Annotated in this window: 25 protein-coding genes and 2 pseudogenes; 16 read left to right on the plus strand and 11 right to left on the minus strand. The window is 67.1% G+C overall.

The window, feature by feature from the left end:
- Positions 1-197 precede the first annotated feature (197 nt).
- Positions 198-1,619, minus strand: a complete 1,422-nt coding sequence (locus ACYVH8_RS01635; protein ID WP_460487137.1) for an FAD-binding oxidoreductase — start codon at positions 1,617-1,619, stop codon at positions 198-200.
- On the minus strand, positions 1,616-2,014 hold the full coding sequence (locus ACYVH8_RS01640; RefSeq protein ID WP_460487138.1) for a DUF2069 domain-containing protein: 399 nt from the start codon (positions 2,012-2,014) through the stop codon (positions 1,616-1,618). The genes ACYVH8_RS01635 and ACYVH8_RS01640 overlap by 4 nt, the downstream gene beginning before the upstream one ends.
- A gap of 20 nt (positions 2,015-2,034) precedes the next feature.
- On the opposite strand from ACYVH8_RS01640, the gene ACYVH8_RS01645 reads away from it, so the two are divergent.
- The 6 genes from ACYVH8_RS01645 (at position 2,035) to pagP (ending at position 10,904) form a co-directional block, all read left to right on the plus strand.
- Complete coding sequence (locus tag ACYVH8_RS01645; RefSeq protein WP_460487139.1) at positions 2,035-3,246, plus strand: YhjD/YihY/BrkB family envelope integrity protein; 1,212 nt, start codon at positions 2,035-2,037, stop codon at positions 3,244-3,246.
- Positions 3,247-3,486: 240 nt separating this feature from the next.
- On the plus strand, positions 3,487-3,711 hold the full coding sequence (locus ACYVH8_RS01650) for a hypothetical protein (RefSeq protein WP_460487140.1): 225 nt from the start codon (positions 3,487-3,489) through the stop codon (positions 3,709-3,711).
- A 64-nt stretch (positions 3,712-3,775) separates the two neighbouring features.
- Complete coding sequence (locus ACYVH8_RS01655) at positions 3,776-5,806, plus strand: CHASE2 domain-containing protein (RefSeq protein WP_460487141.1); 2,031 nt, start codon at positions 3,776-3,778, stop codon at positions 5,804-5,806.
- Between the two features lie 65 nt (positions 5,807-5,871).
- A complete protein-coding gene (locus ACYVH8_RS01660) occupies positions 5,872-9,669 on the plus strand; it encodes a tetratricopeptide repeat protein (protein WP_460487142.1) in 3,798 nt (1,265 codons plus the stop codon).
- A gap of 134 nt (positions 9,670-9,803) precedes the next feature.
- A complete protein-coding gene (locus ACYVH8_RS01665) occupies positions 9,804-10,205 on the plus strand; it encodes a tetratricopeptide repeat protein (RefSeq protein ID WP_460487386.1) in 402 nt (133 codons plus the stop codon).
- 126 nt (positions 10,206-10,331) lie between these two features.
- Positions 10,332-10,904, plus strand: coding sequence for a lipid IV(A) palmitoyltransferase PagP (pagP, locus tag ACYVH8_RS01670; RefSeq protein ID WP_460487143.1), 573 nt, complete (start codon positions 10,332-10,334; stop codon positions 10,902-10,904).
- 6 nt (positions 10,905-10,910) lie between these two features.
- Here pagP and ACYVH8_RS01675 read toward each other — a convergent pair whose 3' ends face one another.
- Positions 10,911-11,729 (minus strand): alpha/beta fold hydrolase, encoded by an 819-nt coding sequence (locus ACYVH8_RS01675; RefSeq protein WP_460487144.1) that lies wholly within the window; start codon positions 11,727-11,729, stop codon positions 10,911-10,913.
- A 138-nt stretch (positions 11,730-11,867) separates the two neighbouring features.
- Complete coding sequence (locus ACYVH8_RS01680) at positions 11,868-13,163, minus strand: O-acetylhomoserine aminocarboxypropyltransferase (RefSeq protein WP_460487145.1); 1,296 nt, start codon at positions 13,161-13,163, stop codon at positions 11,868-11,870.
- 122 nt (positions 13,164-13,285) lie between these two features.
- Between ACYVH8_RS01680 and ACYVH8_RS01685 the strand changes: the two genes are divergently transcribed.
- Entirely contained in the window at positions 13,286-13,744 is a 459-nt protein-coding gene (locus tag ACYVH8_RS01685) for a CBS domain-containing protein (RefSeq protein ID WP_460487146.1), read from the plus strand.
- Positions 13,745-13,902: 158 nt separating this feature from the next.
- On the opposite strand, the pseudogene ACYVH8_RS01690 reads toward ACYVH8_RS01685, so the two are convergent.
- Positions 13,903-14,118 (minus strand): annotated as a pseudogene (locus ACYVH8_RS01690) (polyhydroxyalkanoate depolymerase); the annotation flags it as partial.
- On the opposite strand from ACYVH8_RS01690, the pseudogene ACYVH8_RS01695 reads away from it, so the two are divergent.
- Positions 14,106-14,693, plus strand: a pseudogene (locus tag ACYVH8_RS01695) (glutathione S-transferase); the annotation flags it as partial. The pseudogenes ACYVH8_RS01690 and ACYVH8_RS01695 sit on opposite strands and share 13 nt — an antisense overlap.
- A gap of 100 nt (positions 14,694-14,793) precedes the next feature.
- On the opposite strand, the gene ACYVH8_RS01700 reads toward ACYVH8_RS01695, so the two are convergent.
- Entirely contained in the window at positions 14,794-15,216 is a 423-nt protein-coding gene (locus ACYVH8_RS01700) for a cupin domain-containing protein (protein ID WP_460487147.1), read from the minus strand.
- A gap of 109 nt (positions 15,217-15,325) precedes the next feature.
- Here ACYVH8_RS01700 and aroC point away from each other — a divergent pair, with 109 nt between their 5' ends.
- From aroC to ACYVH8_RS01720, 4 genes are all read left to right on the plus strand, one after another.
- Complete coding sequence (gene aroC, locus ACYVH8_RS01705; protein WP_460487148.1) at positions 15,326-16,420, plus strand: chorismate synthase; 1,095 nt, start codon at positions 15,326-15,328, stop codon at positions 16,418-16,420.
- A gap of 17 nt (positions 16,421-16,437) precedes the next feature.
- Complete coding sequence (locus ACYVH8_RS01710) at positions 16,438-17,172, plus strand: class II aldolase/adducin family protein (protein ID WP_460487149.1); 735 nt, start codon at positions 16,438-16,440, stop codon at positions 17,170-17,172.
- 23 nt (positions 17,173-17,195) lie between these two features.
- On the plus strand, positions 17,196-17,387 hold the full coding sequence (locus ACYVH8_RS01715) for a 4-oxalocrotonate tautomerase (protein WP_460487150.1): 192 nt from the start codon (positions 17,196-17,198) through the stop codon (positions 17,385-17,387).
- Between the two features lie 69 nt (positions 17,388-17,456).
- A complete protein-coding gene (locus ACYVH8_RS01720; RefSeq protein WP_460487151.1) occupies positions 17,457-18,632 on the plus strand; it encodes an MFS transporter in 1,176 nt (391 codons plus the stop codon).
- Here ACYVH8_RS01720 and ACYVH8_RS01725 read toward each other — a convergent pair.
- Both ACYVH8_RS01725 and ACYVH8_RS01730 read right to left on the minus strand, forming a co-directional pair.
- A complete protein-coding gene (locus ACYVH8_RS01725) occupies positions 18,615-19,199 on the minus strand; it encodes a nitroreductase family protein (protein ID WP_460487152.1) in 585 nt (194 codons plus the stop codon). The genes ACYVH8_RS01720 and ACYVH8_RS01725 overlap by 18 nt on opposite strands.
- Positions 19,200-19,205: 6 nt before the next feature.
- Positions 19,206-20,537 carry an amidase gene (locus tag ACYVH8_RS01730; RefSeq protein ID WP_460487153.1) on the minus strand — a complete coding sequence of 444 codons (1,332 nt, stop codon included), beginning with the start codon at positions 20,535-20,537 and terminating at the stop codon, positions 19,206-19,208.
- 53 nt (positions 20,538-20,590) lie between these two features.
- Between ACYVH8_RS01730 and aroQ the strand changes: the two genes are divergently transcribed.
- Positions 20,591-21,046 (plus strand): type II 3-dehydroquinate dehydratase, encoded by a 456-nt coding sequence (gene aroQ, locus ACYVH8_RS01735; RefSeq protein WP_460487154.1) that lies wholly within the window; start codon positions 20,591-20,593, stop codon positions 21,044-21,046.
- 38 nt (positions 21,047-21,084) lie between these two features.
- Entirely contained in the window at positions 21,085-21,495 is a 411-nt protein-coding gene (gene arfB / locus ACYVH8_RS01740; protein WP_460487155.1) for an alternative ribosome rescue aminoacyl-tRNA hydrolase ArfB, read from the plus strand.
- Between the two features lie 9 nt (positions 21,496-21,504).
- On the opposite strand, the gene ACYVH8_RS01745 is transcribed toward arfB, so the two are convergent.
- From ACYVH8_RS01745 to ACYVH8_RS01755, 3 genes are read right to left on the minus strand one after another with little or no spacing between them, the layout of a single operon-like run.
- A complete protein-coding gene (locus ACYVH8_RS01745) occupies positions 21,505-22,488 on the minus strand; it encodes a Bug family tripartite tricarboxylate transporter substrate binding protein (RefSeq protein WP_460487156.1) in 984 nt (327 codons plus the stop codon).
- Positions 22,485-23,240 (minus strand): hypothetical protein, encoded by a 756-nt coding sequence (locus ACYVH8_RS01750; RefSeq protein WP_460487157.1) that lies wholly within the window; start codon positions 23,238-23,240, stop codon positions 22,485-22,487. The genes ACYVH8_RS01745 and ACYVH8_RS01750 overlap by 4 nt, the downstream gene beginning before the upstream one ends.
- Positions 23,237-24,304: a zinc-dependent alcohol dehydrogenase gene (locus ACYVH8_RS01755; protein ID WP_460487158.1), complete on the minus strand. Its 1,068-nt coding sequence runs from the start codon at positions 24,302-24,304 to the stop codon at positions 23,237-23,239. The genes ACYVH8_RS01750 and ACYVH8_RS01755 overlap by 4 nt, the downstream gene beginning before the upstream one ends.
- 115 nt (positions 24,305-24,419) lie before the next feature.
- Between ACYVH8_RS01755 and ACYVH8_RS01760 the strand changes: the two genes are divergently transcribed.
- On the plus strand, positions 24,420-25,340 hold the full coding sequence (locus ACYVH8_RS01760; protein ID WP_460487159.1) for a LysR substrate-binding domain-containing protein: 921 nt from the start codon (positions 24,420-24,422) through the stop codon (positions 25,338-25,340).
- A gap of 137 nt (positions 25,341-25,477) precedes the next feature.
- Positions 25,478-26,143, plus strand: a complete 666-nt coding sequence (locus ACYVH8_RS01765; RefSeq protein ID WP_460487160.1) for a DsbA family oxidoreductase — start codon at positions 25,478-25,480, stop codon at positions 26,141-26,143.
- Positions 26,144-26,177 lie beyond the last annotated feature (34 nt).

The following is a 26,177-nucleotide window of genomic DNA, read 5'->3' on the forward strand; positions in this document are numbered from 1 at the left end:
GAATTCTTGACGCAGGGACACGGTGCTCTTCTCCATCCAGACCATGGGCTTCCTCCAAGGGCTTGCAACCCTTGAAAGCGTTACCCATGTCCTGGCACACCCGTTACCCATGTCCCCGGTCTATACAGCGAAGCAAAGAAAAGTACCTCGCCCGCCGGGGCGAGACCCGGCCTGCCGCGCCAGCCAGGCACTTAAAGTCAACCGCGGATCATGCGCCCAGGGTTCATCAGGTTCAGCGGATCCAGCGCATGCTTGATGCCCCGCATCAGCCCCAGGGCCACGGGTGATTTGTGATCCGGCAGCTTGTCGACCTTGAGGCTGCCGATGCCGTGCTCGGCCGAAATCGATCCCTGGTAGCGGTCCACCACCTCGTAGACCACGGCGTTCATGGGCGCTTCCTCCTCGGTGAGGAAACGTGCCTGGTCGTCGCCTTCGGGGGCCTGCACGTTGTAGTGCAGATTGCCGTCGCCCAGGTGGCCGTAGGTCACCAGACGCGCGCCCGGGAACTTCTGCAGCAGCAGGGCATTGGTCTCGCGCACGAACTCGGGGATGCGCGAGACGCGGATCGAGATGTCGTGTTTGATGTTCAGGCCTTCCTGGGCCTGGGCCAGCGGAATGCTTTCGCGGATATGCCACAGCGCGTGGGCCTGGGCCATGCTCTCGGCCACCACGGCGTCGGTCACGCAGCCGGCCTCCATGGCGGCTTCGAGCAGGCGCTCGAACTGCTCGCGCGCATGGGTTTCCGATTCGTTGTCGGAGTTCTCCAGCACCACGCACCAGGGCGACTCCTGCCAGAAGGGCACACGTTGCTGCGGGAAATGCTTGACCACCAGGCTCAGCGCGAACTGGCCCATGACCTCGAAGCCGGTCAGGCCCGCGCTGAGATGCTCGTGCGCCAGGCCGAGCAGCTGTACCGCGGCTTCCATCGAAGGCACGGCAGCAAAGGCCGTGAGTTGTGACTTGGGCAGGGGATAGAGTTTCATGGTGGCGCCGGTGATCACGCCCAGCGTGCCTTCGGAACCGATGAAGAGGTGGCGCAGGTCGTAGCCCGTGTTGTCCTTGCGCAGGCCCAACAGCCCGTCCCAGACCTCGCCCTGGGCGGTCACCACTTCCAGGCCCAGGCAGAGTTCACGCGTGTTGCCGTAGCGCACCACCTGCGTGCCGCCGGCGTTGGTGCCCAGGTTGCCGCCGATGGTGCAACTGCCTTCGGACGCCAGGCTCAGCGGGAACAGGAAACCGGCTTTCTCGCATTCTTCCTGCAGGCTTTGCAGCACGCAGCCGGCGTCCACCGTGATGGTCAGGTTGCCGGCGTCGAGCTGGCGTACTTTGTTCATGCGCGTGAGGCTCAGCACCACCTGGGTACCGCTGGCGTCGGGTGTGGAGCCCACCACCATGCCGGTGTTGCCACCCTGCGGCACCATGGACACCCGCGCGACGGCGCAGGCCTTGACCACGGCGGCCACTTCGGCCGTGGAGCCCGGGCGCACCACGGCCAGGGCACGGCCGCGCTCACGCTTGCGCCAGTCGAGCTCCCAGGCGCTGAGGTCGCCTTCGGTCAGGACATTGGAGGCGCCGACGATCTGGCGCAGCTGGGCTAGCAATTCGGTGGGGGTGCTCATGGTGTTGCGGTATCCGTTTGGGTGGGGGCCGCCTTGAGGCGCAGGCGGATGTGCATCACGCAGGCGGCGAACAGGGCCAGGCTCAGCAGCACTTCCAGCGCGGCCAGCCAGGCGCCCGGGGCGCTCTCGCTGGTGGCGCGCACCACGCCTTCGGTGAAGTAGAGCCAGAGCAGCAGGCTGAGCCAGCGGTAGGTGTACATGCGGTTCTTCAGCAAGCCGGCCAGCGGCAGGCACAGGGGCAGGACCTTGAGCGCCAGCCAGGAGCCGCCCGGGCGCAGCGGCGCCAGCCAGAGCTCCCAGGCCAGGCCCAGCAGGATCAGCCCCAGCAGGCTGGCCACGGCCAGGCTGCGGCTGAGCCGGACGGGGGAGGGTGCGGGCGTGTGGGTGGCTTGCATGGAGGTGGCATCATAGCGGGATGAGCTTGTCCCTTCGCCTGCAAGTCTTGCTTGCCGATCTCTCGCGCTTCCCCTGGAAAAACACGGCCCTGACCCTGCGTGAACGTTTTCGCGAGGACCGGCTGGGCCTGTCCGCCAGCAGCCTGACCTTTACCACCACCATCGCCCTGGTGCCGCTGGTCACGGTGGCGCTGGCCCTGTTCACGGCCTTCCCCATGTTCGCCAAGTTCCAGGAGGTGCTGCAGAAGTGGCTGGTGGAAAGCCTGATCCCCGACAACATCGCGCGCCAGGTGCTGGGTTACCTGACGCAGTTCGCCGGCAAGGCCAGCCGCCTGGGCTGGGCCGGCCTGACGGCCCTGTTCTTCACGGCACTGAGCCTGGTCTTCACCATCGACCGCACGCTCAACGCCATCTGGCGCGTGCGCCGGCCGCGGCCGCTGGGCCAGCGTGTGCTGGTCTACTGGGCCGCCATCACCCTGGGGCCGCTGCTGCTGGCGGTCAGCCTGACCATCACCTCCTACATCGTCACGGCCTCGCGTGATGTGGTGGGCGGCATGCCGGGCGGGCTGCGTTTCCTGCTCGACACGCTGGAGTTCTTCATGATTGCCGGCGGCCTGGCCGCCACCTACCATTACGTGCCCAACACCAGCGTCAAATGGGGCCACGCCTGGACCGGCGGCCTGTTTGCCGCGGCCGGCATCGAGATCGCCAAGAAGTTGCTGGCCGTCTACCTCAAGGCCGTACCCACCTATTCGGCGGTCTACGGCGCTTTTGCCACCTTGCCCATTCTGCTGGTCTGGATCTATGTGGCCTGGGCCATCGTGCTGCTGGGCGCGGTGATCGCGGCTTACCTGCCCAGCCTGCTGGCCGGCGTGGCCCGGCGCTCGCCGGGACCGGGCTGGCGTTTCCAGCTCGCGCTGGAACTGCTGCAGGAACTCGAGCACACGCGTCGCGGCCTCACGCTCATGCAACTGGCCGGGCAGTTGCGTGTGGACCCGCTGCAGCTCGAACCCCTGGCCGAAACCCTGGTGAGACTGGACTGGGTGGGCCGGCTGGCCGACGACGAGCCCGGCGCACCGCCGCGCCTGGTGTTGCTGGCCGATCCGGCGCGCACGCCGCTGGCGCCGCTGCTGCAGGCCCTGCTGCTGCCGCGCGAGGGCAGCACCGCGGCCCTGTGGCGCAGCGGCCGGCTGGACGAACTCAGCCTCTGCGATGTGCTATCAAAAAAGTAGCGACCAACGTTCTCGGAAAGAGATTTTGCCGGTCCAGATGTCCTTGTACATGACCCGGTCGCCCATGAAGCTGCAGAGCGGGCCGGGCGGGGCAAGCGCTGCCGGTTATAGTGCCGCGATCATCCCGCCTTGCCAGAGGTCAGCCCGCGATGTCCTGCGCCGTCCTGCGCCAGCTCCACATGCTCACGCGCTACAACGCCCGGGCCAATGCGCGCCTGTTTGAGGCCCCGGGGCGGCTCCGTGCGCGGCTTGCGCCTGTGGTCTTCTCTGATCCTCACGCTGGCGCTGGACGGCGCCGGGCGCTGGGGCCTGGTGCTCTTCCTCTTCACAGTCCATGCCGGCGATGTGCCGGGCAGCCCGCCGCCCGGCGTCGAGGCCATCGCCTGGATCGGTCAGCTGCAGTGGCTGCTGGTGCTCTGGGCCTACCGGGTGGACCGGCGCCGTCGCGCCGTGACACCGAACTGATACACGGCGGGCCGGCAAGCTGCTACGCTAGGCCTGTACCAGCACACAGGGCATAGGAGACGGCATGGATCTGGGTCAGGCATTGCAGGGGCGCGGCTCGCGCGCGGCATCCATCCTGCTGGCCATCGTGTCGGTGCTGCTGGTGACCCTGCTGTACTACAGGCAGAACGCTTTTCTGGAGGGTTTCGAGGCGCGCACCTACGATCTGCGTTTCAAGAGCCTGCGCGGCCCCATCCCGCCGCACCCTGACATCGCCATCATCACCATCGACGACAGGAGCATCGCCGAGCTCGGGCGTTTTCCCTGGAGCCGCCAGCAGTACGTGCGCCTGCTGGAGCGCCTGGAGACCGCCAAGCCCAAGGCCATCCTGTTCGATGTCTTTTTCCCCGAGGTCGAGAACGCCGAGACCGACCAGGACCTGGCCGAGGCCATCCGGCGCGCCGGCAACGTGGTGCTGGCCACCACCTTCGAGTTCGACCGCCAGTTCCGCGTCAGCGGCAGCACCGGCAGCCTGCCCCAGCTGGAACAGGCGGCGGCCGGCATCGGCCACATCAACCTGATCCCCGAGGAGGACGGCGTCAACCGGCGCAACCTGCTGCAGATCGAACGCGACGGCAAGGCCGTGCCCTCGCTGGGCCTGATGGCGGCCATGCTGAGCCTGGGCGAGAAGCAGTTCAGTGCCGAACCCTTCCGGGTGCAGCTGGGCGAGCGCAGCATCCCCGTGGGGCCGGATGGCGCGATGTGGATCAACTACACCGGCGCGCCCGGCAACTACCCGCGTTACGCCTTTGCCGACGTGGTGAGCGGCCGCATCGACCTGACCCCTCTGCGTGGCAAGACCGTCTTCCTGGGTGCCACCGCGCTGGGCATCTACGACATGCGGGTCACACCCTTCCATGCCAATGCGCCCGGGGTCGAGGTGCACGCGGCCGTGGCCGACGACATCCTCAGCGGACGCTACATCCACCGCACCGGCCTGCAGTCCCTGTTCGACCTGATCATGATCCTGCTGATGGGCGCGCTCAGCTTCTGGCTGACGGCGCGCATGCGCCTGCAGCGCGCCATCCCCACCGTGCTGCTGGTGGGGGCGGCCTACGTGGGCCTGAGCTACTGGCTTTTCCTGCAGGGGCAGTGGGTCAGCATGGTCTACCCGCCGCTGGCCGCCGCCGTGGCCCTGCTGGTGGGCGGGGGGTTCCGTTACATGGTGCTGGAGCGCAATGCGCGCGAGATGCGCGCCATGTTCTCCAGCTACCTCTCCAGCAAGCTGGTCACCCAGCTTGAGAAAAACCCGGACGCGGCCCGCATCGGTGGCGACAACCGCGAGGTGACCGTGATGTTCACCGACATCAAGGGTTTTACCGCTTTCAGCGAGCGGCACAAACCCCAGGTCGTGGTGTCCCGCCTCAACGAGTACCTGGCCGCCATGGTGCAGCTGATCTATGCGCACGATGGCACGGTCGACAAGTTCATGGGTGACGGCATCCTGGCCTACTGGGGGGCGCCGCTGGCCCAGCCCGACCATGCCAAGCGCGCCGTGGCCTGCGCCCTGGCCATGAAGCAGGTGATGGCCGAACTGGACGCGCGCTGGCATCAGCAGGGGTTGGAGCCCTTCGTGATCCGCGGCGGCATCCAGAGCGGAGACGTGGTGGCCGGCAACATCGGTTCGCGCGGGCAGAAAATGGAATACACCGTGATCGGCGACACCGTCAACCAGGCCGCGCGCCTGGAGGGCATGGCCAAGTACTTTGGCGTGGATTTCGTGGTGGGGGACGCCACCTACCTCAAGACCTGCGACAGCTTCCGTTTCCGCCGCCTGGACCGCGTGCGTGTGGCAGGCAAGGACATACCCGTGGCCATCCACGAGCTGCGCGGTGCGGTGCAGGCCCAGGAGGATCCGCTGGAAACCCGGTTCGCCACCGCTCTGGTCCAGTTCCGCCAGCGGCATTGGGACGCGGCCGAACAGGCCTTCCTGGCCATCCTCGCCGAGTACCCCAACGACATCCCGAGCCGGCTATATTTGGAGCGTTGCCTGCAGTTCAAGGCGGCGCCCGTCTCCACCGACTGGGATGGCGTGTTCAACCGGCAGGACAAGTAAGGCTGTAGCGAAAAAGAGGACCTGGCCCATGGCGGCCAGGCGCGACATACCAGAGGACAGACACCATGCGTCTCATCACCATCGCCGCCCTGGCCCTGCTGCTGCAGGGCGTCGTGCTGGCGCAGAGCCCGGCGCCCGGCCGGGTCGAGTACGTGCGTTTCCTGCAGGCCACCGAGACCCGCAAGCTGTTGGGCATGGGGGGCAATCGCCTGTTTGTAGCGCGCAAGAACGGCCAGGTCGACGTGCTCGACGCCGGCCAGAACGGCCAGCTGCTGTTCAGCCTGCAGGCCAAGGACGCCGAAGGCCGCGCCCTGCTGGGTCAGCCCGAGGCGGTGGCGGTGTCCGAGGACACCGCCTATGTACTCGACAGCGATGAGAACCGCGTCGTGATGTACGGCCTGGATGGCAAGTACAAGGGCCGTTTCGGCGGCCGCAGCAGTGAGGGCGGCCTGTCCTCGCCGCAGGGTATCGCTTTTGCCGGCGGCATCGTCTACGTGGCCGACACCGGCAACCGTCGCATCCAGATGTACGGCGACAACGGGGTTTTTCTCTCCACCCTGCCCATCGACAGCGCCCCGGCCAACAAGGGGCTGGACGAGCAGAAGGTGCCCTACAGGCTGGACAAGCCGGCGGCGGTGGCGGTGGACCCGCGGGGCCAGATCTACGTGCTCGACGCGTCGGGCGGCTTGTTCAGTGACAAGTCGCAGGTCAAGGTTTATGCGCAGGACGGCAGCCATCTGCGCCTGCTGCCCAAGAACGGCAAGCCGGTGGCCCTGCAGATGGCGCACGACGGGGTCTACGTGGCCGATGCCGAAGGGTATGCCGTGCAGAAATACGACGCCAGCGGGCGTATGGTCAGCTATTTCGGTTCGCGTGGCGACGGGCGCGCCCAGTTCATGAGCCTGGCCGGCCTGGCGCTGGCCGGCGCCGATGTCTATGTGGGGGACCGCGAGCGCGGCCTGGTGCACCACTTCCGCACCGGTGTGGCGCCCGCCATTGCGCTCACGCCCCGGCAGACGGCCGTGCCCTATGTGCGCTGGCAGCAAAGCCTCAACGTGGCGGCAGGGCGCATGGCCTGGGACGGCAAGGACACGCTGTACGCCGTGGCGCGCGACAAGCCGGCCCTGCTGCGCATCAAGGACGGGGTGGCCCAGGACATGCCGCTCAAGGACCTGAGCCCCACGGCCCTGGCCATCGACAAGGCCGGCGCGCTCTGGGTGCTGGAGCGCAACCGCGCGCGCCTGCACAAGCTCGATGCAGCCGGCAACCCGGTGCTCACGGTGGGCAGCGGCGGCAGCCGCAACGGCCAGCTCGACAGCCCGAACGACTTTGTCATCGCCAGCGATGGCAGCCTCTATGTCGCCGACAGCGGCAATGGCCGCATCCAGGGCTTCAGCGCCGACGGTGTGTTCTTCAAGGTGATCGACAAGGGTGTGCGCGAGAAGCTCGGCCGTCCCTCGGCCCTGGCCATCGACGCCCAGGACCAGCTCTACGTGCTCGACAACAATCGCAACGCGATCACGGTGTATTCGGCCGCGGGTGAACCCTTGCGCGAGTTCGGCAACGACCCGGCGAGTCTCGCCGAGAAGCTGGAACGGCCCCAGGCCCTGCTGGTCACGCAGGAGGAGCTGTTCGTGCTGGACAGCGACCGTGTGCGCGTCTACAGCTTCGAGGGCCGCCTGCTGCGCAGCTTCGCGGCGCCCGGCAAGGAGAACGGCGAACTCTCCGAGGCCGACGCCATGGCTCTGCGTGACGCCAGCAGCCTCTACATTGCCGAGCGCGGTGGCCCGCGTCTGCAACTGTTCAGCACCCAGTACAAACCACGCGCACCGCAGCAGTTGGCCGCGCAGCCGGCGGTCCACGCCGTGGCGTTGCGTTGGGCTGCTTCGCCGCTGGCCTATGTGAGCCAGTACCACGTCTACCGCGCGGCCAGCGAGGCCGGGCCCTTTGTGCGCATCGGCAGCAGCCCGAGCGCGCAGTACATCGACGCCCAGCTCAAGCCTGATGAGACGTTCCATTACCGTGTGGCCGCCGCCACGACCAGCGGCCAGGAAGGCCTGCCCGGCCCGGTCGTGACCGGTGCGGCGCTGAAGTACACGCCGCCGCCCCTGCAGGAGATCAAGGCCGAGGCCGCCACGGCGCGGATTCGCATCAGCTGGAAGGCGCTGGACAACAAGCTGGTCACGGCTTATGTGGTCTACCAGAAGGATGGCGAGAAGTTCAGCAAGCTGGCCGAGACCGCCGCGCCCGAGTTCCAGCGCGACAACCTCAATCCCGGCACGGCCTACACTTTCTGGCTGGCTGCGCGCAGCGCGGACGGTGTGGAGTCCGAGAAACAGGCCGTGTCGGCCAGCACACTGGTCGACAACCGCGTGCCGCTGGAGATTGACGCCGGCCAGCTGCACAACGTCTTCTCCAACAGCTACAAGCTCTACGAGAGGGATGGCGTGGGCGCCATCAGGCTGAGCAACAACACGCGTTCGACCATGAACGACATCAAGGTCAGCTTCGTGCTGAACAACTTCATGGACTTCCCGACCGAGCAGCGCATCCCCGTGCTGGAGCCCGGCGCCAGCCGCGAGGTGGTGCTCAAGGCCGTGTTCAACAACAACATCCTCACGCTGACCGAGGACACGCCGGTGCAGGCCAAGCTGGAGGCCAGCTATTTCGAGAACGGCCAGCCCCGGGTCTACAGCCAGATCAAGACCATCAACATCTACGACAAGCACCGCATGGGTTGGGAGGAGCGCAGCCGCTATGCCGCTTTCGTGACGCCCAAGGATCCGCTGCTGATCAATTTCTCGCGCTCGGTGGCCTCCGAGTTCGGCGCCAACAAGGAACCGACCCAGCTGGCCGCGGCCCTGTTCAACACCCTGGGCGCGCTGGGCGTGACCTATGTGCAGGACCCGATCAATCCCTATCAGGTCACCTCCAACAAGGTCGACTACGTGGACTACATCCAGTACCCGCGCGAGACTATCCAGCGCCGCTCGGGTGACTGCGACGACCTGGTGGCCCTGTACGCGGCCGCGCTGGAGAGCCTGGGCATCCCCACCCGCGTGCTGCTGGTGCCGGGCCACATGCTCATGATGTTTGCCACCGGGGTGGAGGCCACTTCCGACGGCTACACCATGAACGAGATGTACGTGGTGCACGAGGGCATGTTGTGGATTCCGGTGGAGGCCACGCTGGTGGGCAAGTCCTTCATCAAGGCCTGGGAAATCGGCGCCGCCACCTACTACCGTGACAAGGGCAAGGAAGGGTTTGCCGTGTTCGACGTGCACGAGGCCTGGGAAAAATTCAAGCCCGCCGGCCTGCCCGAGGACCCCTGGCGCGCGCCGGCGGTGAGCCGCGAAGTCATCGAACGCAACTTCCCCGGTGATCTGCTCTCCGTACTCAAGATCAGCTCGCAGACCCTGACGAGGCGCTACCTGCAGGCCATCCAGAGGAACCCGTCCGATCTGGAGGCGCACCTGCAGGCGGGCATCATCCTGGCGCGCCAGGGCGACCGCGCCGAGGCGCGCAAGTACTTCCGCAAGGTGGTGGACAGCCAGCCGCGCAATGCCGCAGCCCTGAACAATCTGGGCAATCTGCACATGCTGGACAGCCAGTACGCCGACGCGCAGAAGTGGTACACGGACGCGAGCAGGGCCGACCCGAAGGACCCGGAGATCCTGGTCAATCTCGCGCAGGCCTACAAGGCCACGAAGAACGTGGACAAGGCCAAGGAGGCCTTCACGCAGGCCCAGAAGGTGGACCCGGCCATGGCCAACAAGTACAAGGCCCTGAGCCTGGAACTCATGAACGCCCTGTCCTCCCCCACCCGGGCCCGCCCGGCGACAGCCCAGCGTGAGAAAAAGTAGACACTCAGGCGCAGATCGATGGGCGCCCGGTTTGAATTCAGCACACATGCGCTCATACTCTGATCAAAGATGGGCGGGGCGCCAGTTCGGAGCCGGGTTCCGTCGGCCCGCGAGAGCAACCTAGGAGTTATGCCATGAAGAAACTGATCACTGCCCTGCTGGCCCTGAGCCTGTTCGGCGCCCATGCCCAGAGCGCCGACAAGGGCAAGGCCGATTCCTGGAGCGGCTTCTGGGAACGCCTGCGCATGAAGGTCGAGCAGATGACGCCGCAGAAGAAGCTGGCCAGCACCACGGCCGTGGGCGGGGTGCGCGGCGCGGCCGTCGAGGCCGGTGATGTCTACTGGAAAGGTGAAGCCAAGCCCCAGTCGATCGACTCCGACGAGCTGACGGCTTTCCAGAAGGCCATGGCCCTGGTCGAGTCCGACCAGAAGGATCAGGCGCAGGCGGCTTTCACCGAGTTTGCCAAGACCTACCCCAACAGCCCGCTCAAGGCCGATGCCGACCAGGCCATGGCCCGCCTGATGGCCGGCAAGTGAGATCCTGCGCCCGGGTCAACGCTGGCGGCGACCCTTTTTCTTTCTGGAGCGGTGACGGCCCCAGCGATCTGCACGCTTGCCGGTACAGACCCACAGACCCGTTTCGCCCGGTGAGCCGGGTATCCCATGGAGGCTTCCAGCTTGTCTACTCTTCGCACCGGTTTTTTCGCGCTTTTCCTGTCACTGTGCACCCTGGTCCCGGCGCACGCCGCATGCGACGACACGGCTTCCATTTCGGGCCAGATCTGCAAACGCCTGACCGACACCTGGAACGAGGGGGAGCATGATCTTTACCTGCCCTTTCATACCTTCCATCTGCCCTACGCCTATTCGGACGAAGCGATTAACACCTATCGCGAGAACACCTGGGGCCTGGGGTATGGGCGCAGCCGCCACGACGAATCCGGCAGCTGGAACGGCCTTTACGGCATGCTTTTTCTCGACTCGCACAGCAAGCTGCAACCCATCGTGGGCTACGGTCACCAATGGCTTTGGGGCCCGCGCGAGGGGCTGCATGCCGGGCTGGGCTACACCGTTTTCGTGACGGCACGCGCGGACATCAGAAGCTACACCCCGATCCCGGCTGTGTTGCCGATTGCCTCGATCAACTACGGGAAAGTTGCCGTCAACGCGGCCTTCATGCCCGGAGGCATGGGCTTTGGCAACATCCTGTTTCTGTGGGGCCGGGTCGGGTTCTGAAGCCTGTCAGGCGCCGAGAAAACCCTTGATCGCGGCCAGCGTCTCGTCCGGGGTTTCGGTCATCTGGTGGTGACCCACAGCCAGCTCGACCACCTCTACCTTCTTCCCGGTTTCACGCGCCTTGGCGATCAGTCCCTGCGCTGACTTTGCCAGGGTCATCTGGTCCTGGGTGCCCAGCAGGAAGAGCACAGGGCAGCTGATCTGCGCCACGGCCTGTTCGCCATTCGCATAGCGGTCGCAAGCCTGGAAGCCGCGATGGAACACGTTGACGGCCTTGTTGCTGGCCAGCACGCGCCGGCCCAGGGCCAGGCTGCTGCCGTAGACCCAGGTGCCCGGGCCGAGCGAGGAGGGCGGGGCGGCCAGGGTGCTGCGTGAAAATACATTGATCATCTTCAGCGCCTTCTCGGGCTCGTTCAGCGCGGCGTCGAGCAGGGACTGCGAGACCTTCATGGGCCAGGCCGTGCCCACCAGCACCAGATGGCTGATGCGCTCCTTCAGGCGTGAGGCTGTTTCGAGCGCGATCAAGGAGCCCCAACTGTGGCCCACCAGGGCCGCGCGCTGCACACCGGCTGTGTCGAGCAGAGCAGTGATGAAGTCGGCCGCTTCTTCCACCGAAGACGGGGCCTCCCCGGCGCTGCGGCAGTGGCCCGGCAGGTCCACGGCCAGCACGTTCCAGCCGTGGTGGGCCAGGTAGCGGCTCTGCAGGCCCCAGACGCTGTGGTCGTTGAGCACGCCGTGGATCATCACGACGGTGGGTTTGGCCGGGTCGGAGGCCTTGCCGCCGGTGTAGCAGTAGGTCTGGGCGCCGTTGACTGTGATTTCCATGAGTGGGTTTCCAGTTGGAGGTCGGAAAATCCGCAGGTCCGCCGGGTCTTATTCCAGCGGCCACCGCGGAACCGGCTGCGCCGGGCCGCTGGTGGCGTCCCCCTTAGGGGGAAGACGGCCGCAGGCCGGCACAGGGGGTCATACTTTTTCGGCGGCCTTCAAGGCGCGTTTGAGGTCCTCGATCAGATCGTCCGGGTCTTCCAGGCCGATGGACAGGCGTATCGTGCCCTGCGAGATGCCGGCGCCGGCCAGGGCCTCGTCGCTCATGCGGAAGTGGGTGGTGGAGGCGGGGTGGATCACCAGGCTGCGGCAGTCGCCCACATTGGCCAGGTGGCTGAAGAGCTTGAGCGTCTCGATGAACTTCTTGCCCTGCTCGCGGTTGCCCTTGAGGTCGAAGCTGAAGACCGAACCGGCGCCGCGTGGCAGCAGCTTTTTCGCCAGGGCGTGGCTGGGGTGGCTTTCCAGCAGCGGGTGCCCCACGCGCGACACAAAAGGCTGGCTGGCCAGGAAGGCCACCACCTTCTCGGTGTTGCTCATGTGGCGCGCCATGCGCAGCGGCAGCGTTTCGATGCCCTGCAGGATCAGCCAGGCCGTGTGCGGGCTCATGCAGGCGCCGAAGTCGCGCAGGCCCTCGCGCCGCGCGCGCAGCAGGAAGGCGCCGATGGTCGATTCTTCGGTGAAGACCATGTTGTGGAAGCCCTCGTAGGCCTGGCTCAACTCGGGGAAACGACCGGAGGCTTCCCAGTCGAAACTGCCGCCGTCCACCACCACGCCGCCGATCACCGTGCCGTGGCCGCTGAGGAATTTGGTGGCCGAGTGGTAGACCAGGTCGGCGCCGTGCTCGAAGGGTTTGATCAGCCAGGGGGAGGTCAGGGTGGAGTCCACCAGCAGGGGGACCCCGGCCTCGTGGGCTAGGGTCGAGACGGTCGGGATGTCCAGCACGTCCAGGCCCGGGTTGCCCACGGTCTCGCCGAAGAAGAGTCTGGTGTTGGGCCGCACGGCCTTGCGCCAGCCGTCGATGTCCCCCGGCTTGACGAAGGTGGTCGCTATGCCGAAGCGGCGCAGTGTGTAGTGCAGCAGGTTCTGGCTGCCGCCGTAGAGCGCCGTGCTGGCCACGATGTGCGAGCCCGCGCCCATGAGGGTGGCGATGCTCAGGTGCAGGGCGGCCTGGCCGCTGGCCACGGCAATCGCGCCGATGCCGCCCTCCAGCGCCGCCATGCGCTGTTCAAAAACGGCGTTGGTGGGGTTGCTGATGCGGCTGTAGACGTGGCCGGCGCGCTCCAGGTTGAACAACGCCGCGGCGTGGTCGCTCGATTCGAAGACAAAAGAGGTCGTCAGGTGGATAGGCACGGCGCGCGCGCCGGTGGTCGGGTCGGGCGCGGCCCCGGCGTGCAATGCCAGGGTGTCGAAGCCGGGATCGGAATAGCCGGGCATGGGTGTCTCCTGTCTTCTTGTGTCGGGGCGCCACAGCTGTCGCAACCCCTCTTGACCCCTTGCGGGTTTACGTCTTATTGTGGGCTATATTCGACTCCAGACAGAGTCACGAGGAGCACACCATGAAAGTCAGCGACATCCTGCGCGTCAAGGGCAGCACCCTGTACACCGTGACGCCCGAAGAGCCCCTGGCCAAGGCGCTCAATACCATGGCCGAGAAGGACATCGGCTCCTTGGTGGTCATGGAACACGGCGACCTGGTGGGCATGTTGACCTTCCGCGAGGTCATCCAGCAGGTCGTGAGGAACAAGGGCAGCATGGGCACGACCCTGGTCCGCACGGCCATGGACGACGCGCCCCTGACCTGCACCATGGAAACCGAGCTTGACGAGGTGCGCCGCATGATGCTGGATCGCCACGCGCGTTACATGCCCGTGATGGACAAGAAAATGCTCATGGGCGTGATCAGCTTCTACGACGTGGCCAAGGCCGTGGTGGACAGCCAGAACTTCGAGAACAAGATGCTCAAGGCCTACATCCGCGACTGGCCGGAGGACGACGTCCCCGATTCGAAGTTCTGAGAACTTACGAATAAATCTACTGCGCGACCCGATCGCCGCGTTGGGCGGTGCTGGGAATCCTCACGTACCTGAAGTACGTTCCGGTGGCTGCGCTCCGTCCGCCTTGCGCTCGGGCCGCTCGCTACGATTTCTTCGCAAGTTCTACGCTTGAAATCGCACTAACCCAGGCTCGCGTGGATCATCTCGCGCACGCGCGGATAGATCTGCTGGTTCCACTTGCGGCCGCTGAAGACGCCGTAGTGTCCCACCCCGGTCTGGATGTGGTGGGTTTTCATATAGGGGCGGATGCCGCTGCACAGATCGTGCGCCGCCACGGTCTGCCCGATCGAACAGATGTCGTCCCGCTCGCCTTCCACCGTCGGCCAGGCTGGCCGGGCTGGAGTTCAAGGAAAAAGTGATCCCGCCCGACGACCCGGCCATGAAAGCCGAGATGCTGTTGCTGGCACCCAGCATGCTGGTGCCCACGCTGGAACACGAGGGCGTCAAGGTCTGGGACACCCTGGCGATTGCCGAATACCTCCACGAAATCAAGCCCAAGGCCAGGTTGCTGCCCACCGATATCAAGGCCCGGGCCCATTGCCGCGCGGTGTGCGGCGAGATGCATTCGGGCTTCGCTTCCATGCGGGCCGCGCTGCCCATGAACATCAAGGCGCATTTCCCGGGCTTCAAGATCTGGTCACGGGCGCAGGCCGACGTCGAGCGCGTGCTCGCGATCTGGCGCGAGTGCCTGCGGGTCTACAAGGGCCCCTATCTCTTTGGCAAGCAGCCCGGCATGGCCGACGCCATGTACGCGCCGGTGGTGACACGCTTTCTGAGCTATGACGTGCCCCTGGATGCCGCCTGCAGGGCCTATTGCAAACGCATCATGGAACTGCCCGCCATGCAGGAATGGGTGGCCGCAGCCAAGCTCGAAGAGGACGACATCGACGAACTCGATGCGGAGTTTTAAACCCACGCCCAAACCATCCCGTTCGCGTTGAGCTTGTCGAAACGCTTGCTGATGCCTTCGACAGGCTCAGGCCAAACGGAGAGAGATGTTCTGCGAGTGCCTATTTCCAGGGTGTCGGGTCCGGAATCGGGCAGACCGGATCCACATCGATGGACTTGAAGTCTGCGGGGGAGACGATCTCCAGATACTCCATATCGGGCGAGTAGTCGAAGAGGAAGTGGCGGATGCCCGGGCGCTGGTGGACCACGTCGCCGGCTTCGACCAAGGTTTCCTTGTCTTCGTACATGAAGCGGGCCCAGCCCTTGATCATGATGACGATCTGGAAATCCGCCTCATGGCGGTGCCATCCGGTGCCTTTTTCTGGTGCCATGTTCGCCTTGACCAGGTGCGCAATGACCTTGCCGTGAGTGGCGTCGGCGATGCCCAGATTCCGGTACAGGAAGAAATCCCGCAAGCCGCCAGAGACGAAATCGGTGTCGCCCGGTTTCACATGCGAGAACTTGGTCGCGGTACGGTCCAACATGCTGTCCTCCTATGTAGAAGCAGATGGCGCAGTGCAGCAAGCACAATCCGTTCCAGCGCTGTGCCTGGGCGAACCAAGGTGGTCAGCGGCGTCGGGGATAATCGAAGCCATGAGCGGCAATACCTTCGGACATCTTTTCGCTGTCACCAACTTCGGTGAATCCCATGGCCCGGCCATAGGCTGCGTGATCGACGGCTGCCCGCCCGGCATGAGCCTCAGCGAGGCCGACATCCAGCCCGAGCTGGACCGCCGCCGCCCCGGCACCTCCAAGTTCGTGACCCAGCGCAACGAGGCCGACGCGGTGGAGATCATTTCCGGCGTCTACGAGGGCAAGACCACGGGCACACCGATCTGCCTGCTGATCCGCAATACCGACCAGCGCAGCAAGGACTACGGCCAGATCCTGCAGACCTTCCGTCCCGGTCACGCCGACTACACGTACTGGCGCAAGTACGGCATACGTGATCCGCGTGGCGGCGGCCGCTCCTCGGCCCGTCTGACCGCGCCCACGGTGGCGGCCGGTGCCGTGGCCAAGAAGTGGTTGAAGGAGAAATTCGGCACCGAGTTCCGCGGCTGCATGACGCAGATCGGCGAGCTGGCAATTCCCTTCGAGTCCTGGGAGCACGTGCCGAACAACCCCTTCTTCGCCCCGGCGGCCGACGTGTCCGCGCTGGAGAGCTACATGGAAGTGCTGCGCAAGTCCGGCGACTCCTGCGGCGCGCGCCTGCGTGTGACGGCCACGAAAGTGCCTGTGGGCCTGGGCGAGCCGCTTTACGACAAGCTCGATGCCGACATCGCCTACGCCATGATGGGCCTCAACGCCGTCAAGGGCGTGGAGATCGGCGCCGGCTTCGCGGCCGTGGCCGACAAGGGCAGTACCCATGGCGACACGCTCACGCCCCAGGGTTTCGTCGGCAACAAGGCCGGCGGCGTGCTCGGCGGCATCAGCACGGGGCAGGACCTGGAAGTGTCCATCGCGATCAAGCCCACGAGTTCCATCCTGATCCCGCGCGAGTCCATCACCACCGAAGGCCAGGCGACCGAGCTCATCACCAAGGGCCGCCACGACCCCTGCGTGGGCATCCGCGCCACGCCGATAGCCGAGGCCCTGCTGGCCCTGGTCGTCATGGACCACGCGCTGCGTCACCGCGCCCAGTGCGGTGACGTGCAGTTGCCTGTGCCGCCGATCCCCGGCTCTGTGTAAGCATGTCGGCCCGGAAGATGACTGAGGCCGAACGCGCCACGCGCGTCGATCTGGCCGCAGCCTACCGCCTGGCCGCGCTGAGCGGCTGGGACGACACCATCTACACCCACATCTCGGCGGCCGTGCCGGGCGAAGAGGGCGTGTACCTGATCAATCCCTACGGCCTGCTGTTCGACGAGGTCACCGCGTCCAAGCTGGTCAAGGTCAACACGCGCGGCGAGAAGCTGGACGATTCGCCCTACCAGGTCAATCCCACGGGTTTCGCCATCCACGGCGCCATCCATGCGGCGCGCGCCAGCGCGCGCTGCGTGCTGCATCTGCACACCGAATGGGGCCTGGCCCTGGCCATGCTGCCCGGGGGCCTGCAGCCCACGACGCAGCACGCCATGCGCCTGCACGGCCGCCTGGGCCGGCATGCCTATGAAGGCCTGGCCCTCAGTGCGGCCGAGGGGCGGCGCCTGGTGCGCAGCCTGGGCGAGCGTGATGGCCTGATCCTGGAAAACCACGGCACGCTGACCGTGGGCCGCAGCGTGGCCGAGGCCTATATGCTCATGCACCACCTGGAACGCGCCGCGCGCGCCCAGCTGCGCGCCATGGCCGCCACGGGTGGCCGGGTGTGCGTGGCCGACGACGAGGTGGCGGCCAAGACCTATGCCCAGTGGGTCGGCGATGGCAGCGAGCGCGATGGCGATGCCGAATGGCCGGCCCTGCTGCGTCGCCTCGACAGGCTCGATCCCTCATACAAGAACTGAACCACCCACCCAGGAGCAAGACCATGCCCACCATCCGCGTCGAGATGTTCGAAGGCCGCACGCCCGAGCAGAAGAAGGAATTCGTCAAGGCCATCACCGAGGCCACCGTCAAGACCCTGGGCACCTCGCCCGAGGCGGTGGACGTGATCCTGACCGACATCAAGAAGTCCGACTGGGCCACAGGCGGCGTGCTCTGGAGCGAGAAGAAGAAATAGGCTGGGCATGAACGCCGCCCGGCCGCCTGAAGGCGCTCGCGCCGCAGCGCATGGCGTGGAGGCTGTGCGGTGAGTACCTCCCTTCGCCGGCAGATGTTGCCCTTCTCGGCCCTGTCGGCCAGCTACTTCGCGCACATCGGTTTTTTCAACCCCTATCTGCCGCTCTGGCTCAAGGATCTCGGCTACAGCCTGATGACGCTGAGCCTGCTGATGATCGTGCCGCCTGCCACGCGCCTGGTCGGGCCCCTGGCCTGGGGCTGGATCAGCGACCACACGGGCGAACGCGTCAAGCTGCTGCGTTACGCGGCCACGGTGGCGCTGCTGGTCTCGCTGGGCCTGTGGGTGGAGGGCGGCACGGCCTGGCTGGCCGGGGTGCTCTTCATCGTCTTCCTGCACACCAGCGCCATGATGCCCATGAGCGAGGCCGCGCTGGCCCACCTCGTGAGCACGGGCGGCGCCTTTGATGCCAAGCGCTACGGCCGTGTGCGCCTGTGGGGGTCGCTGGGTTTCCTGGTCACGGTCTTTGCGGCCGGAGCCTGGTTCGAGGTCTGGGGCCTGGGGCATTTCCCGGCCTGGACCGTGGGCTCCCTGGCCCTGGTCACGATCAGCGCCTGGTGTCTGCCGGATCTCAAGGAAGAACACACGGAGCACCAACCCAGGCCCTCGCTGCGGCCCGTGCTGCGCCAGCGCGCGGTGCAATGGTTCTTCGCTTCGGCTTTTTTCCATGTGCTGGCGCACATGGGGCTCTACATCTATTTCTCACTGCACCTGGACGCGCTGGGCTACGGCAAGGCCGTGATCGGCCTCATGTGGGGCCTCTCGGTGATCGTGGAGATCGTCTGGTTCTACACCCAGGGCCGCTGGTTGCCGCGCCTGAGCCTCACCGCCTGGCTGCTGCTGTGCGCGCTGCTCACGGCCGTGCGCATGGGGCTCACGGCCGGATGGGCGTCCGTCTGGCCGGTGCTGCTGTTCGCCCAGTGCCTGCACGCCTTCACCTTTGCCGCGCACCACACGACGTGTACCGCGCTGCTTTCGCACCACTTCCCGGGGCGGCTGCGCGGGCGCGGCCAGGCGCTGTATGTCACGCTGGGTTATGGCGTGCCCGGGGTGCTGGGCGGTCTCACGGGCGGCGTGATCAGCAGCCGCCTGGGCCTGCCTGCCGTGTTCTGGGCCTGCACGGTGTGCGCGCTGCTGGCGGCTTTCTGTGCCTGGCGGGTCTGGCGCTTGTTAGCCCGCCCAGCCTGAAAGCCGTGTGGCGGCCTCGTCCTTTTCACGCGGCTCCAGTTCCCGCGTAGGCGTACCGATGCAGGTGAAGCCCACCAACTGCTCGCCCTCCTTGCAGAAGGCGTTGACGAGTGCCGGGTGCTGGCATTTGCGGCCGCTGAGGATCTTGGCGCCGTAGCCCATGATGTGCAGTGCGTTCATGAAGTTGCCCATGGCCGCGCCCACGCAGATCCACTGCTCGTGCGGCGGCACCTTGGCCACGCTGGTGTCGATGCGCACCACCCAGGCCAGCAGCACCGGGCCGTTCCAGGCGCGCTCGCGCTCGGCCGCCACGTCTTCCTCGCTCTTGCCCGCGTCGCGCGCGAACTGCTCAAACAGTGTGGCCAGGGCCGGGCGTTGCGCTGCGCTGATCGTCACTACGCGCCAGGGCTGCAGGCGGCCGTGGTTGGGCGCGCGCAGCGCGGCCTGCACGGCCAGCGCCAGTTCCTCGGGGCCGGGGCCGGGAGTCACCATCCAGCGCGGCCCGAGGGAGTGACGGCCCAGCAGGGCCTCCAGGGCGGCGCGTGGTGTCATATCCGTCTGGCTCATGGGGGCTCAGTACATCAGGCGTTCATGGATGCGCAGCGCGGCGGCCAGCAGCTTGTGGTCTTCGCCCATGCGGCCCACCAGCTGCAGGCCCACGGGCAGGCCTTTGGCGCCGGTGGCAAAGGGCAGGTGCACGGCCGGCAGGCCCAGCAGGGACCAGCTGCGGCAGAACAGCGGGTCGCCGGTGGCTTGCAGACCTTCGGGCGCCGCGCCCGTGGTGCTGGGGGTGAGCAGCACATCGTGCCGCTCGAACAGGGCGTCGATGCGCAGGCGCCATTCGGCCGTGCGCTGCAGGCGGGCCGCGTGCGCGGCGCCGTCCATGGCGCTGCCGGCGTCCAGCAGGGCCAGCAGCGCGGGGCTCAGGGCTTCGCGGTGGCGCAGGCGCTCGAAGCTCAGCGAGCGTGCCATCTCGAAGGTCATCACGTCCTTCTGCAGCTGGATCAGTTCGCCGAAGTCCTGCGGCAAGGCCACGTCCCGGCAGTCATCGCAGTTTTTGGCCAGGGCCTGCGTGGCCCGTTCCCAGGCTTTCTGGGTGTCGGCGTCGGCCTGCGGCCAGGACGGCGAGGGGACCAGGCCGATGCGCAGCGTGCCGTGCTCGTGCGTGCCGAGCAGGCGCAGGTCGCCGGTGAGCACGGCGCCCAGAAGGGCCACGTCGCGCACGCCCTGGCCGAAACCGCCGATCACGTCCATGGTGGGCGAGAGGCTCTTCACCCCGGCGCCCACCACGCGGCCCAGGCTGGGTTTGTAGCCCACCACGCCGCAGTAGGCGGCCGGGCGGATGATGGAGCCGGCCGTCTGCGTGCCCAGGGCCAGCGGCACCATGTGGTCGGCCACGGCGGCGGCCGAGCCGCTGGACGAGCCGCCCGGCGTGTGCAGGGCGTTGCGCGGGTTGACGGTGGGGCCGGGCGTGAAATAGGCGAACTCGGTGGTGACGGTCTTGCCCAGCACCACGGCGCCGGCCTCACGGCACAGGGCCACACTGGCCGCGTCGGCCACCGGGCGGTGGTGGGCATAGACGGCCGAGCCGTAGCCCGTGGGCAGGTCGCTGGTGTCGAAGATGTCCTTCACGCCGATGGGCAGGCCGTGCAGCGGGCCGCGCACGGGGCCGTTGTCCAGCGCGCGGGCCTGGGCCAGGGCCGAGACGGCGTCGAGGTGCACGAAGGCGTGGATGTCGTCGTTGCGTGCGGCCACGCGTTCCAGGCAGGCGCGCACCAGGTCTTCGGCCTTGAGTTCGCGCCGCGCCAGCAGGGCGGCGGCCTGGGTGGCGCCGAGTTCATGCAGCTTGGGGGTGGTCATGCGGTCTTCCTCGTGATTCTTGTCGTCGAATGGTAGCCGAGCCATGAACACCCTCCCCGGTGGCACAATTCAACGATCCAAGACCGGGAAAAATTTCCATGAAAACCGCACTCGTCCTCAACGGCCCCAACCTCAACCTGCTCGGCACACGCGAGCCCGCCGTTTATGGCTCGCAGACCCTGGCCGACGTGCAGGAACTCTGCGAACGCGCCTGCGCCGCCAATGCGCTCCAGCTGGATTTCCGCCAGAGCAACCACGAGGGCGAGCTGATCGACTGGATCCATGAGGCCGGCCGCCAGCAGGCCGCCGGCAAGCTGCTGGGTGTCATCCTCAACGCCGGCGCCTACACCCACACCAGCATTGCCCTGCACGATGCCATCAAGGGTGCGGGCGTGACGCTGATCGAACTGCACATCAGCAATGTGCACGCGCGCGAGGAGTTCCGCCACAAGTCCTGGATCTCGCCGGTGGCCAAGGCGGTGATGGCTGGTTTCGGCATCAATGGTTACGCCCTGGCCATCGCCGGCCTGGTGCAGCTGACCGAGAAGAAGTGAGCCGCCAGGCGCCGGGCTGAGACCGGGCCGTTCCTGCCATGACCATGCCCGCACCGCTGCAGGTGGCCGAAGACGAAGTGCAGATCAGCGCCATCCGCGCCCAGGGGGCCGGCGGCCAGAACGTCAACAAGGTCTCCAGCGCGGTGCACCTGCGCTTCGACATCCCGGCCTCCTCCCTGCCCGAAGACGTGAAGGAACGCCTGCTGGCCCTGCGCGACAGCCGCATCACCCAGGAGGGCGTGCTGGTCCTCAAGGCGCAGCAGCACCGCAGCCAGGACCTGAACCGGCTCGATGCCTTTTCCCGCCTGCACGAGCTGGTCAACAGCGTGGCCCGGCCGCCCAAGACGCGCCGTGCCACCAAGCCGACTTATGGTTCCAAACAACGCCGGCTCGAAGGCAAGAGCCAGCGCTCCGAGACCAAGGCCCTGCGCGGACGTGTGCGGGACTGAGCGCGGGGCTCAGTCGATCTTGATGTTCTTCCTGGCGATCAGCTTGCCATAAAGCGTCGTATCGCTCTTGATGCGCTGGGCCAGCGCGCCGGCCGACGTGTCGCCCACCTTCCAGCCCTGCTGGAACAGCTTCTGGCTGATCTCGGGCGACTGCAGGATCTTGGCCAGTTCGCTGTTGAGCCGGGCCTGGTGCGCGGCCGGCATCTGGGCCGGGGCCATGACGGCATTCCAGACCTCGATGTCGACGCCCTTGGCGTCGAGCTCCTGCATGGAGGGCAGGTCCGGCAGCAGCGTGCTGCGCGTGGCCGAGGTCACGGCGATGGCCTGCAGCTTGCCCGACTGCACCAGCGGCATGACGGTCGAGCCCGGCAGCAGCGTCATCTGCACCTGGTCGCCCAGCATGGCGTTGAGGATGGCGGGACCGCCTGCGAAGGGGACGTGCAGGGGATTGAGCCCCAGGCTTTCCTTGACGAGTTCCATGCCCAGATGGCCGCCCGAGCCGGCGCCGATGGAGCCGTAGGCCAGCTTGTCGCCGCTGGCGCGCGCCTGCGCGATGTAATCGGCCGCCGTCATCGGCTTGGCGGATCGGGTCGCCACCCAGACCAGCGGGGCGCTGCCGATGAGGGCGATCGGCGCCAGATCCTTCTGCGGGTCGTAGGGCAGCTTGGCGTAGAGGAATTTCGCGCTCGTCAGCGGGCCGTTGCCGATCACGCCGATGGTGTGGCCATCGCCGGCCTTGGCGGTCACGTCTGCGCCGATATTGCCGCCGGCGCCGGGCCTGTTGTCCACGATGACCGGCTGCCCCAGGGCACGTGACAGCGGCTCGGCCAGCAGCCGTGCCTGTACGTCGGGCGAGGAGCCGCTGGGGTAACCCACGACGATGCGCAGCGCCTTGCTGGGCCAGGCCTCGGCGTTCTGGGCCTGGGCCCACAGGGGCAGCAGGGCGAGGCCGAGCAGTGCGCTGGCGAGGAAGGGGCGTTTCTGGCGTGTCATGCGTCGTCTCCTGTTTGGAATGTGCTGAATAAATCCATGCGGGCCACGGGGCGGGGGCCGGTCGGCGGGTCCAGCTCGTTCTGGCGCACCAGGCTGAGCAGTTCGAAAAAGGCGGGGGGCGATGCGAGTTGCCACTCGGGAGATGTGGCGCGGGCCATCGCGTCTGCGGCTTGCTGCAGGCTTGCGCGGTCCAGTCCTTCGAGCATCACGACATGGCCATGACCCGGTGTCAGCTCTGCATCGCTGCCGAGCTGGTTTGTCAGGGGAAATTCTGCGCTGTTGCCCACGCTGCCCCAGCTGGCGCGGACGACACGGGCCTGTTGCACCTGCTCCCGCAGCCACCCGGCGGCGGCGGCCGGAAAGTCCGGGGCCCGGCTGCGCAGCTGCAGCGTGGCCAGCTGCGCGGCGCCGGAGGGGCCGTAAGTCCCTTGCAGCGTGCAGGGCAGGCGCAGGAATTCACGCAGCTCGCCACGCATGCGCGCCGACCAGGGTGTGGGGTGCGTGAAGACGTCACGGTACTGTGGTGTCTCCAGCGCGGCCAGGGAGTTCAGCCAGTAGCAGGTGTAGTAGCGCGGTGCATCGCCGGGGCGATCGGCGTGCGCGCGGTAACGCCGCGCTTCCACAAAGCCCGGCAGGCCCACACGCTCGGGCACGTGCTCGAAGGTGTGCCAGACCTCGTACTCCGGCTGCAGCCGGGCACTGCTGACGCTGTTCCACAGGGCCAGGAAGGCCGTGGCGCTGGGCTGTGTCATGCGCTGAGCGGCTCGGTGGCGGTGTCGGGGTGGTGGATCATGACCTTGGTGGCTGTTTTGCTGCGGGCCAGCGCAAAGCCTTCCAGGGCCTGCATGAGCGGCAGGCGGTGGGTGATCATGTGGCGCAGGGTGTCCTGGTGGCTGCGCATGTAGTCCACCACCAGGGGCCAGTTTTTCTCGGGGGCCCGGTAGGAGCCGCGGATCTGCTGGTGCCGGCGGACCAGGGCCGTGAGGTCGATGGGCACCGGTGCGGCGTGGATGCCGGTGATGACCAGGATGCCGTGTGTCCTGAGCGCCTGCAGGGCCGGGGCGATGACGGAGGGCGCCCCCGTGGCTTCGATCACCACGTCGAACTTGCCCTCCCGCAGGTAGGGCGCCAGGCCTTGTTCCATGCCTCCCTGCCCGGCGAAATCGACCAGGTCGTGGAAGCCCATGGCGCGCAGCACGGCCAGCCGCGCCGTGTCGCCATGGCCGGCCACGACCACCTGGCGGGCGCCGGCATGGCGTGCGAGCAGGGCGATGCCCTGGCCGATGTTGCCGGGGCCCAGCACCAGCACGCGGTCGCCGGGCTGCACGTTGCCCGTCCGTACCGCCTCGTGGCTGACCGTCAGGGGTTCGGTCAATGCCGCAATCTCGGCATCCACGCCCGGCGGAATGGTGACGCAGTTGCGTGCCGGCACCAGCACCCAGGGCGCAAAGCCGCCGTCGCGTGTGACACCGATGCCGCGGCGCTGGACGCAGGCGTCAGGGTTCTGCGCCAGGCAGGCCTCGCACTGGCCGCAGACCACCGAGGGGCGCACGGCCACGAGCTGGCGCTGCGTCAGGCCCTGCACACCCGCGCCGCAGGCCATGACCAAGCCGCTGAATTCATGGCCCACCGTCACGGGCAGGGCCGCCGTCACGAAGTGGTAGCTGGGGGTCCATTCGTCGATGTGCAGGTCGGTGCCGCACACGCCGGCGGACTGCACCCGCAGCAGGACCTCACCCGCACCGGGCGTGGGCGGGAGGTCGATGTCCTGGAGGGTCAGGCCGGGGCCGGAGCGGAGCTTGCGCAGGGATTGCATGGGGTGCTTCGAAGGTCGGGGTGGAACTGGTCCGCAGTGTCGATCTCTGAGATCTATACGTCAAAGACTGATTTGGTATAAAAGTCATATGTTTAACATATGAATAGAGGTGGGCATGGAGTTGAGGCATCTGCGCTATTTCGTCACCGTGGCCGAGCAGGGCAGCGTGAGCCGCGCCGCGCAGAAACTGTTCATCGCGCAGCCGCCGCTCTCGGCCCAGATCCGGCAGCTCGAGGAGGAGGTGGGGGCCAGCCTGTTCACGCGCCAGCCCCGCGGGGTGCGGCTGACCCAGGCCGGCGCGTCGTTCCTGGAGGATGCGCGCGCCATCCTGGCGCGTGCCCAGCAGGCCACCGTGCGTGCGCGCGAGCGGCAGGCCGGCCAGCGCGCCATCCTGCGCCTGGGTCTGGTGCCGTCCACCATCCATTCGGTCCTGCCGGGCCTGCTGCAGCGCCTGGCCGACGAGAAGCTGGCGGTGAACGTCGAGGTGCGCGAGATGATCACCTCGCAGCAGGTGCAGGCCCTGCACAACAAGGAAATCGATCTCGGCATCGCCCGCCCCGGTGAGGACAGCCAGCCCGCGGAGATGGCCGCCTGCATCGACGATCCCTACTGCCTGGCCCTGCCCCTGGGCAATCCCCTGGCGCGCAGCCGCAAGCCCCTGTCGCTGCGGCAGGCCGCGCACGAGCGTTTCGTGAGCTTCTCGCGTTACCAGGACGCCGATTACTACGACCGCACGGCGGCGCTGTGCATGGAGGCCGGCTTCACGCCCGACATCCGCCACGAGGCGGGCCAGTTCGTCAATGTGCTGGCCATGGTGGGCTGCGGGCTGGGCGTGGCCATCGTCCCGGCATCCTTTGCCACCCTGCCCCAGGGGCAGGCGGTCTTTCGCCGCCTGGACGGCTCGCGTTTCAAGAGCCGGCTGGGCATCCTGCGCGGGCCGCAGCAGGAGCAGGATGACTGGTCGGCCCGTGTGGTCGCATTGGCCGTGAGCGAACTGGAGAGTCTGAGGAGGCGGCTGGCGCCTCGGCAGAAATGAACCGGCGCGGCCTGTGCCCCCGGGGGCGCTGGCAAGACCCAGCCGTTCCGGGGGCTTGCTCGGGCATTCCGGCCTTGTTTTCCAGGCTGCGTCACAATTCAGACCCATCCCGATTCCCTCCTACTCCAGGACGCGCCATGACCACCACCCTCCAGATCGATTTCGTCTCCGACGTGGCCTGCCCCTGGTGCGCTGTGGGCCTGGGCGGCCTGGAACAGGCGCTGGACCAGCTGCTGGGCCAGGTTGACGCCCATATCCAGTTCCAGCCTTTCGAACTGAACCCCGCCATGGGCCCCGAGGGCCAGGACGTGGCCGAGCACCTCACGCAGAAGTACGGCTCCACGCCCGAGCAGCAATCGCAGATCCGCGAGACCATCCGTGCGCGCGGCGCCGAGGTGGGCTTCAGCTTCAAGCCCGAGGGGCGTGGCCGCATCTGGAACACTTTCGACGCCCACCGCCTGCTGCACTGGGCCGGCGAGCAGGGGCTGGACAAGCAGTACGCGCTCAAGAAGGAGCTGCTCACGGCCTACCACAGCCGCGCCGAAAACGTATCCGACGCCGAGGTGCTGGTGCGCGCCTGCCGTAGCGTGGGCCTGGACGAGGCGCGTGCCCGCGGGATCCTGGGCGGCGAAGAATACGCCCTGGCCGTGCGTGAGAACGAGCTCCAATGGCAGCAGGCCGGCATCAACTCCGTGCCCGCCGTCATCGTCAACCGCCAGTACCTGATCTCGGGCGGCCAGCCCGTGGCCATGTACGTGGACGCCCTGCGCCGCATCGCCGGCGACGTCGCCCAGACGACCTGAGTCAGGGCGGGCGCCGGCCAGACTGCAAGCGTTT

This window comes from Curvibacter fontanus (genome assembly GCF_054780335.1).

What these genes read in the sequence shown, in the direction of transcription:
- ACYVH8_RS01635 (WP_460487137.1), bottom strand. Translation starts at nt 1,619, where the DNA reads ATGAGCACCCCCACCGAATTGCTAGCCCAGCTGCGCCAGATCGTCGGC.
- ACYVH8_RS01640 (WP_460487138.1), bottom strand. Translation starts at nt 2,014, where the DNA reads ATGCAAGCCACCCACACGCCCGCACCCTCCCCCGTCCGGCTCAGCCGC.
- ACYVH8_RS01645 (WP_460487139.1), top strand. Translation starts at nt 2,035, where the DNA reads ATGAGCTTGTCCCTTCGCCTGCAAGTCTTGCTTGCCGATCTCTCGCGC.
- ACYVH8_RS01655 (WP_460487141.1), top strand. Translation starts at nt 3,776, where the DNA reads ATGGATCTGGGTCAGGCATTGCAGGGGCGCGGCTCGCGCGCGGCATCC.
- ACYVH8_RS01660 (WP_460487142.1), top strand. Translation starts at nt 5,872, where the DNA reads ATGCGTCTCATCACCATCGCCGCCCTGGCCCTGCTGCTGCAGGGCGTC.
- ACYVH8_RS01665 (WP_460487386.1), top strand. Translation starts at nt 9,804, where the DNA reads ATGAAGAAACTGATCACTGCCCTGCTGGCCCTGAGCCTGTTCGGCGCC.
- pagP (WP_460487143.1), top strand. Translation starts at nt 10,332, where the DNA reads ATGGAGGCTTCCAGCTTGTCTACTCTTCGCACCGGTTTTTTCGCGCTT.
- ACYVH8_RS01675 (WP_460487144.1), bottom strand. Translation starts at nt 11,729, where the DNA reads ATGGAAATCACAGTCAACGGCGCCCAGACCTACTGCTACACCGGCGGC.
- ACYVH8_RS01680 (WP_460487145.1), bottom strand. Translation starts at nt 13,163, where the DNA reads ATGCCCGGCTATTCCGATCCCGGCTTCGACACCCTGGCATTGCACGCC.
- ACYVH8_RS01685 (WP_460487146.1), top strand. Translation starts at nt 13,286, where the DNA reads ATGAAAGTCAGCGACATCCTGCGCGTCAAGGGCAGCACCCTGTACACC.
- ACYVH8_RS01700 (WP_460487147.1), bottom strand. Translation starts at nt 15,216, where the DNA reads ATGTTGGACCGTACCGCGACCAAGTTCTCGCATGTGAAACCGGGCGAC.
- aroC (WP_460487148.1), top strand. Translation starts at nt 15,326, where the DNA reads ATGAGCGGCAATACCTTCGGACATCTTTTCGCTGTCACCAACTTCGGT.
- ACYVH8_RS01710 (WP_460487149.1), top strand. Translation starts at nt 16,438, where the DNA reads ATGACTGAGGCCGAACGCGCCACGCGCGTCGATCTGGCCGCAGCCTAC.
- ACYVH8_RS01715 (WP_460487150.1), top strand. Translation starts at nt 17,196, where the DNA reads ATGCCCACCATCCGCGTCGAGATGTTCGAAGGCCGCACGCCCGAGCAG.
- ACYVH8_RS01725 (WP_460487152.1), bottom strand. Translation starts at nt 19,199, where the DNA reads ATGAGCCAGACGGATATGACACCACGCGCCGCCCTGGAGGCCCTGCTG.
- ACYVH8_RS01730 (WP_460487153.1), bottom strand. Translation starts at nt 20,537, where the DNA reads ATGGCTCGGCTACCATTCGACGACAAGAATCACGAGGAAGACCGCATG.
- aroQ (WP_460487154.1), top strand. Translation starts at nt 20,591, where the DNA reads ATGAAAACCGCACTCGTCCTCAACGGCCCCAACCTCAACCTGCTCGGC.
- arfB (WP_460487155.1), top strand. Translation starts at nt 21,085, where the DNA reads ATGACCATGCCCGCACCGCTGCAGGTGGCCGAAGACGAAGTGCAGATC.
- ACYVH8_RS01745 (WP_460487156.1), bottom strand. Translation starts at nt 22,488, where the DNA reads ATGACACGCCAGAAACGCCCCTTCCTCGCCAGCGCACTGCTCGGCCTC.
- ACYVH8_RS01750 (WP_460487157.1), bottom strand. Translation starts at nt 23,240, where the DNA reads ATGACACAGCCCAGCGCCACGGCCTTCCTGGCCCTGTGGAACAGCGTC.
- ACYVH8_RS01755 (WP_460487158.1), bottom strand. Translation starts at nt 24,304, where the DNA reads ATGCAATCCCTGCGCAAGCTCCGCTCCGGCCCCGGCCTGACCCTCCAG.
- ACYVH8_RS01760 (WP_460487159.1), top strand. Translation starts at nt 24,420, where the DNA reads ATGGAGTTGAGGCATCTGCGCTATTTCGTCACCGTGGCCGAGCAGGGC.
- ACYVH8_RS01765 (WP_460487160.1), top strand. Translation starts at nt 25,478, where the DNA reads ATGACCACCACCCTCCAGATCGATTTCGTCTCCGACGTGGCCTGCCCC.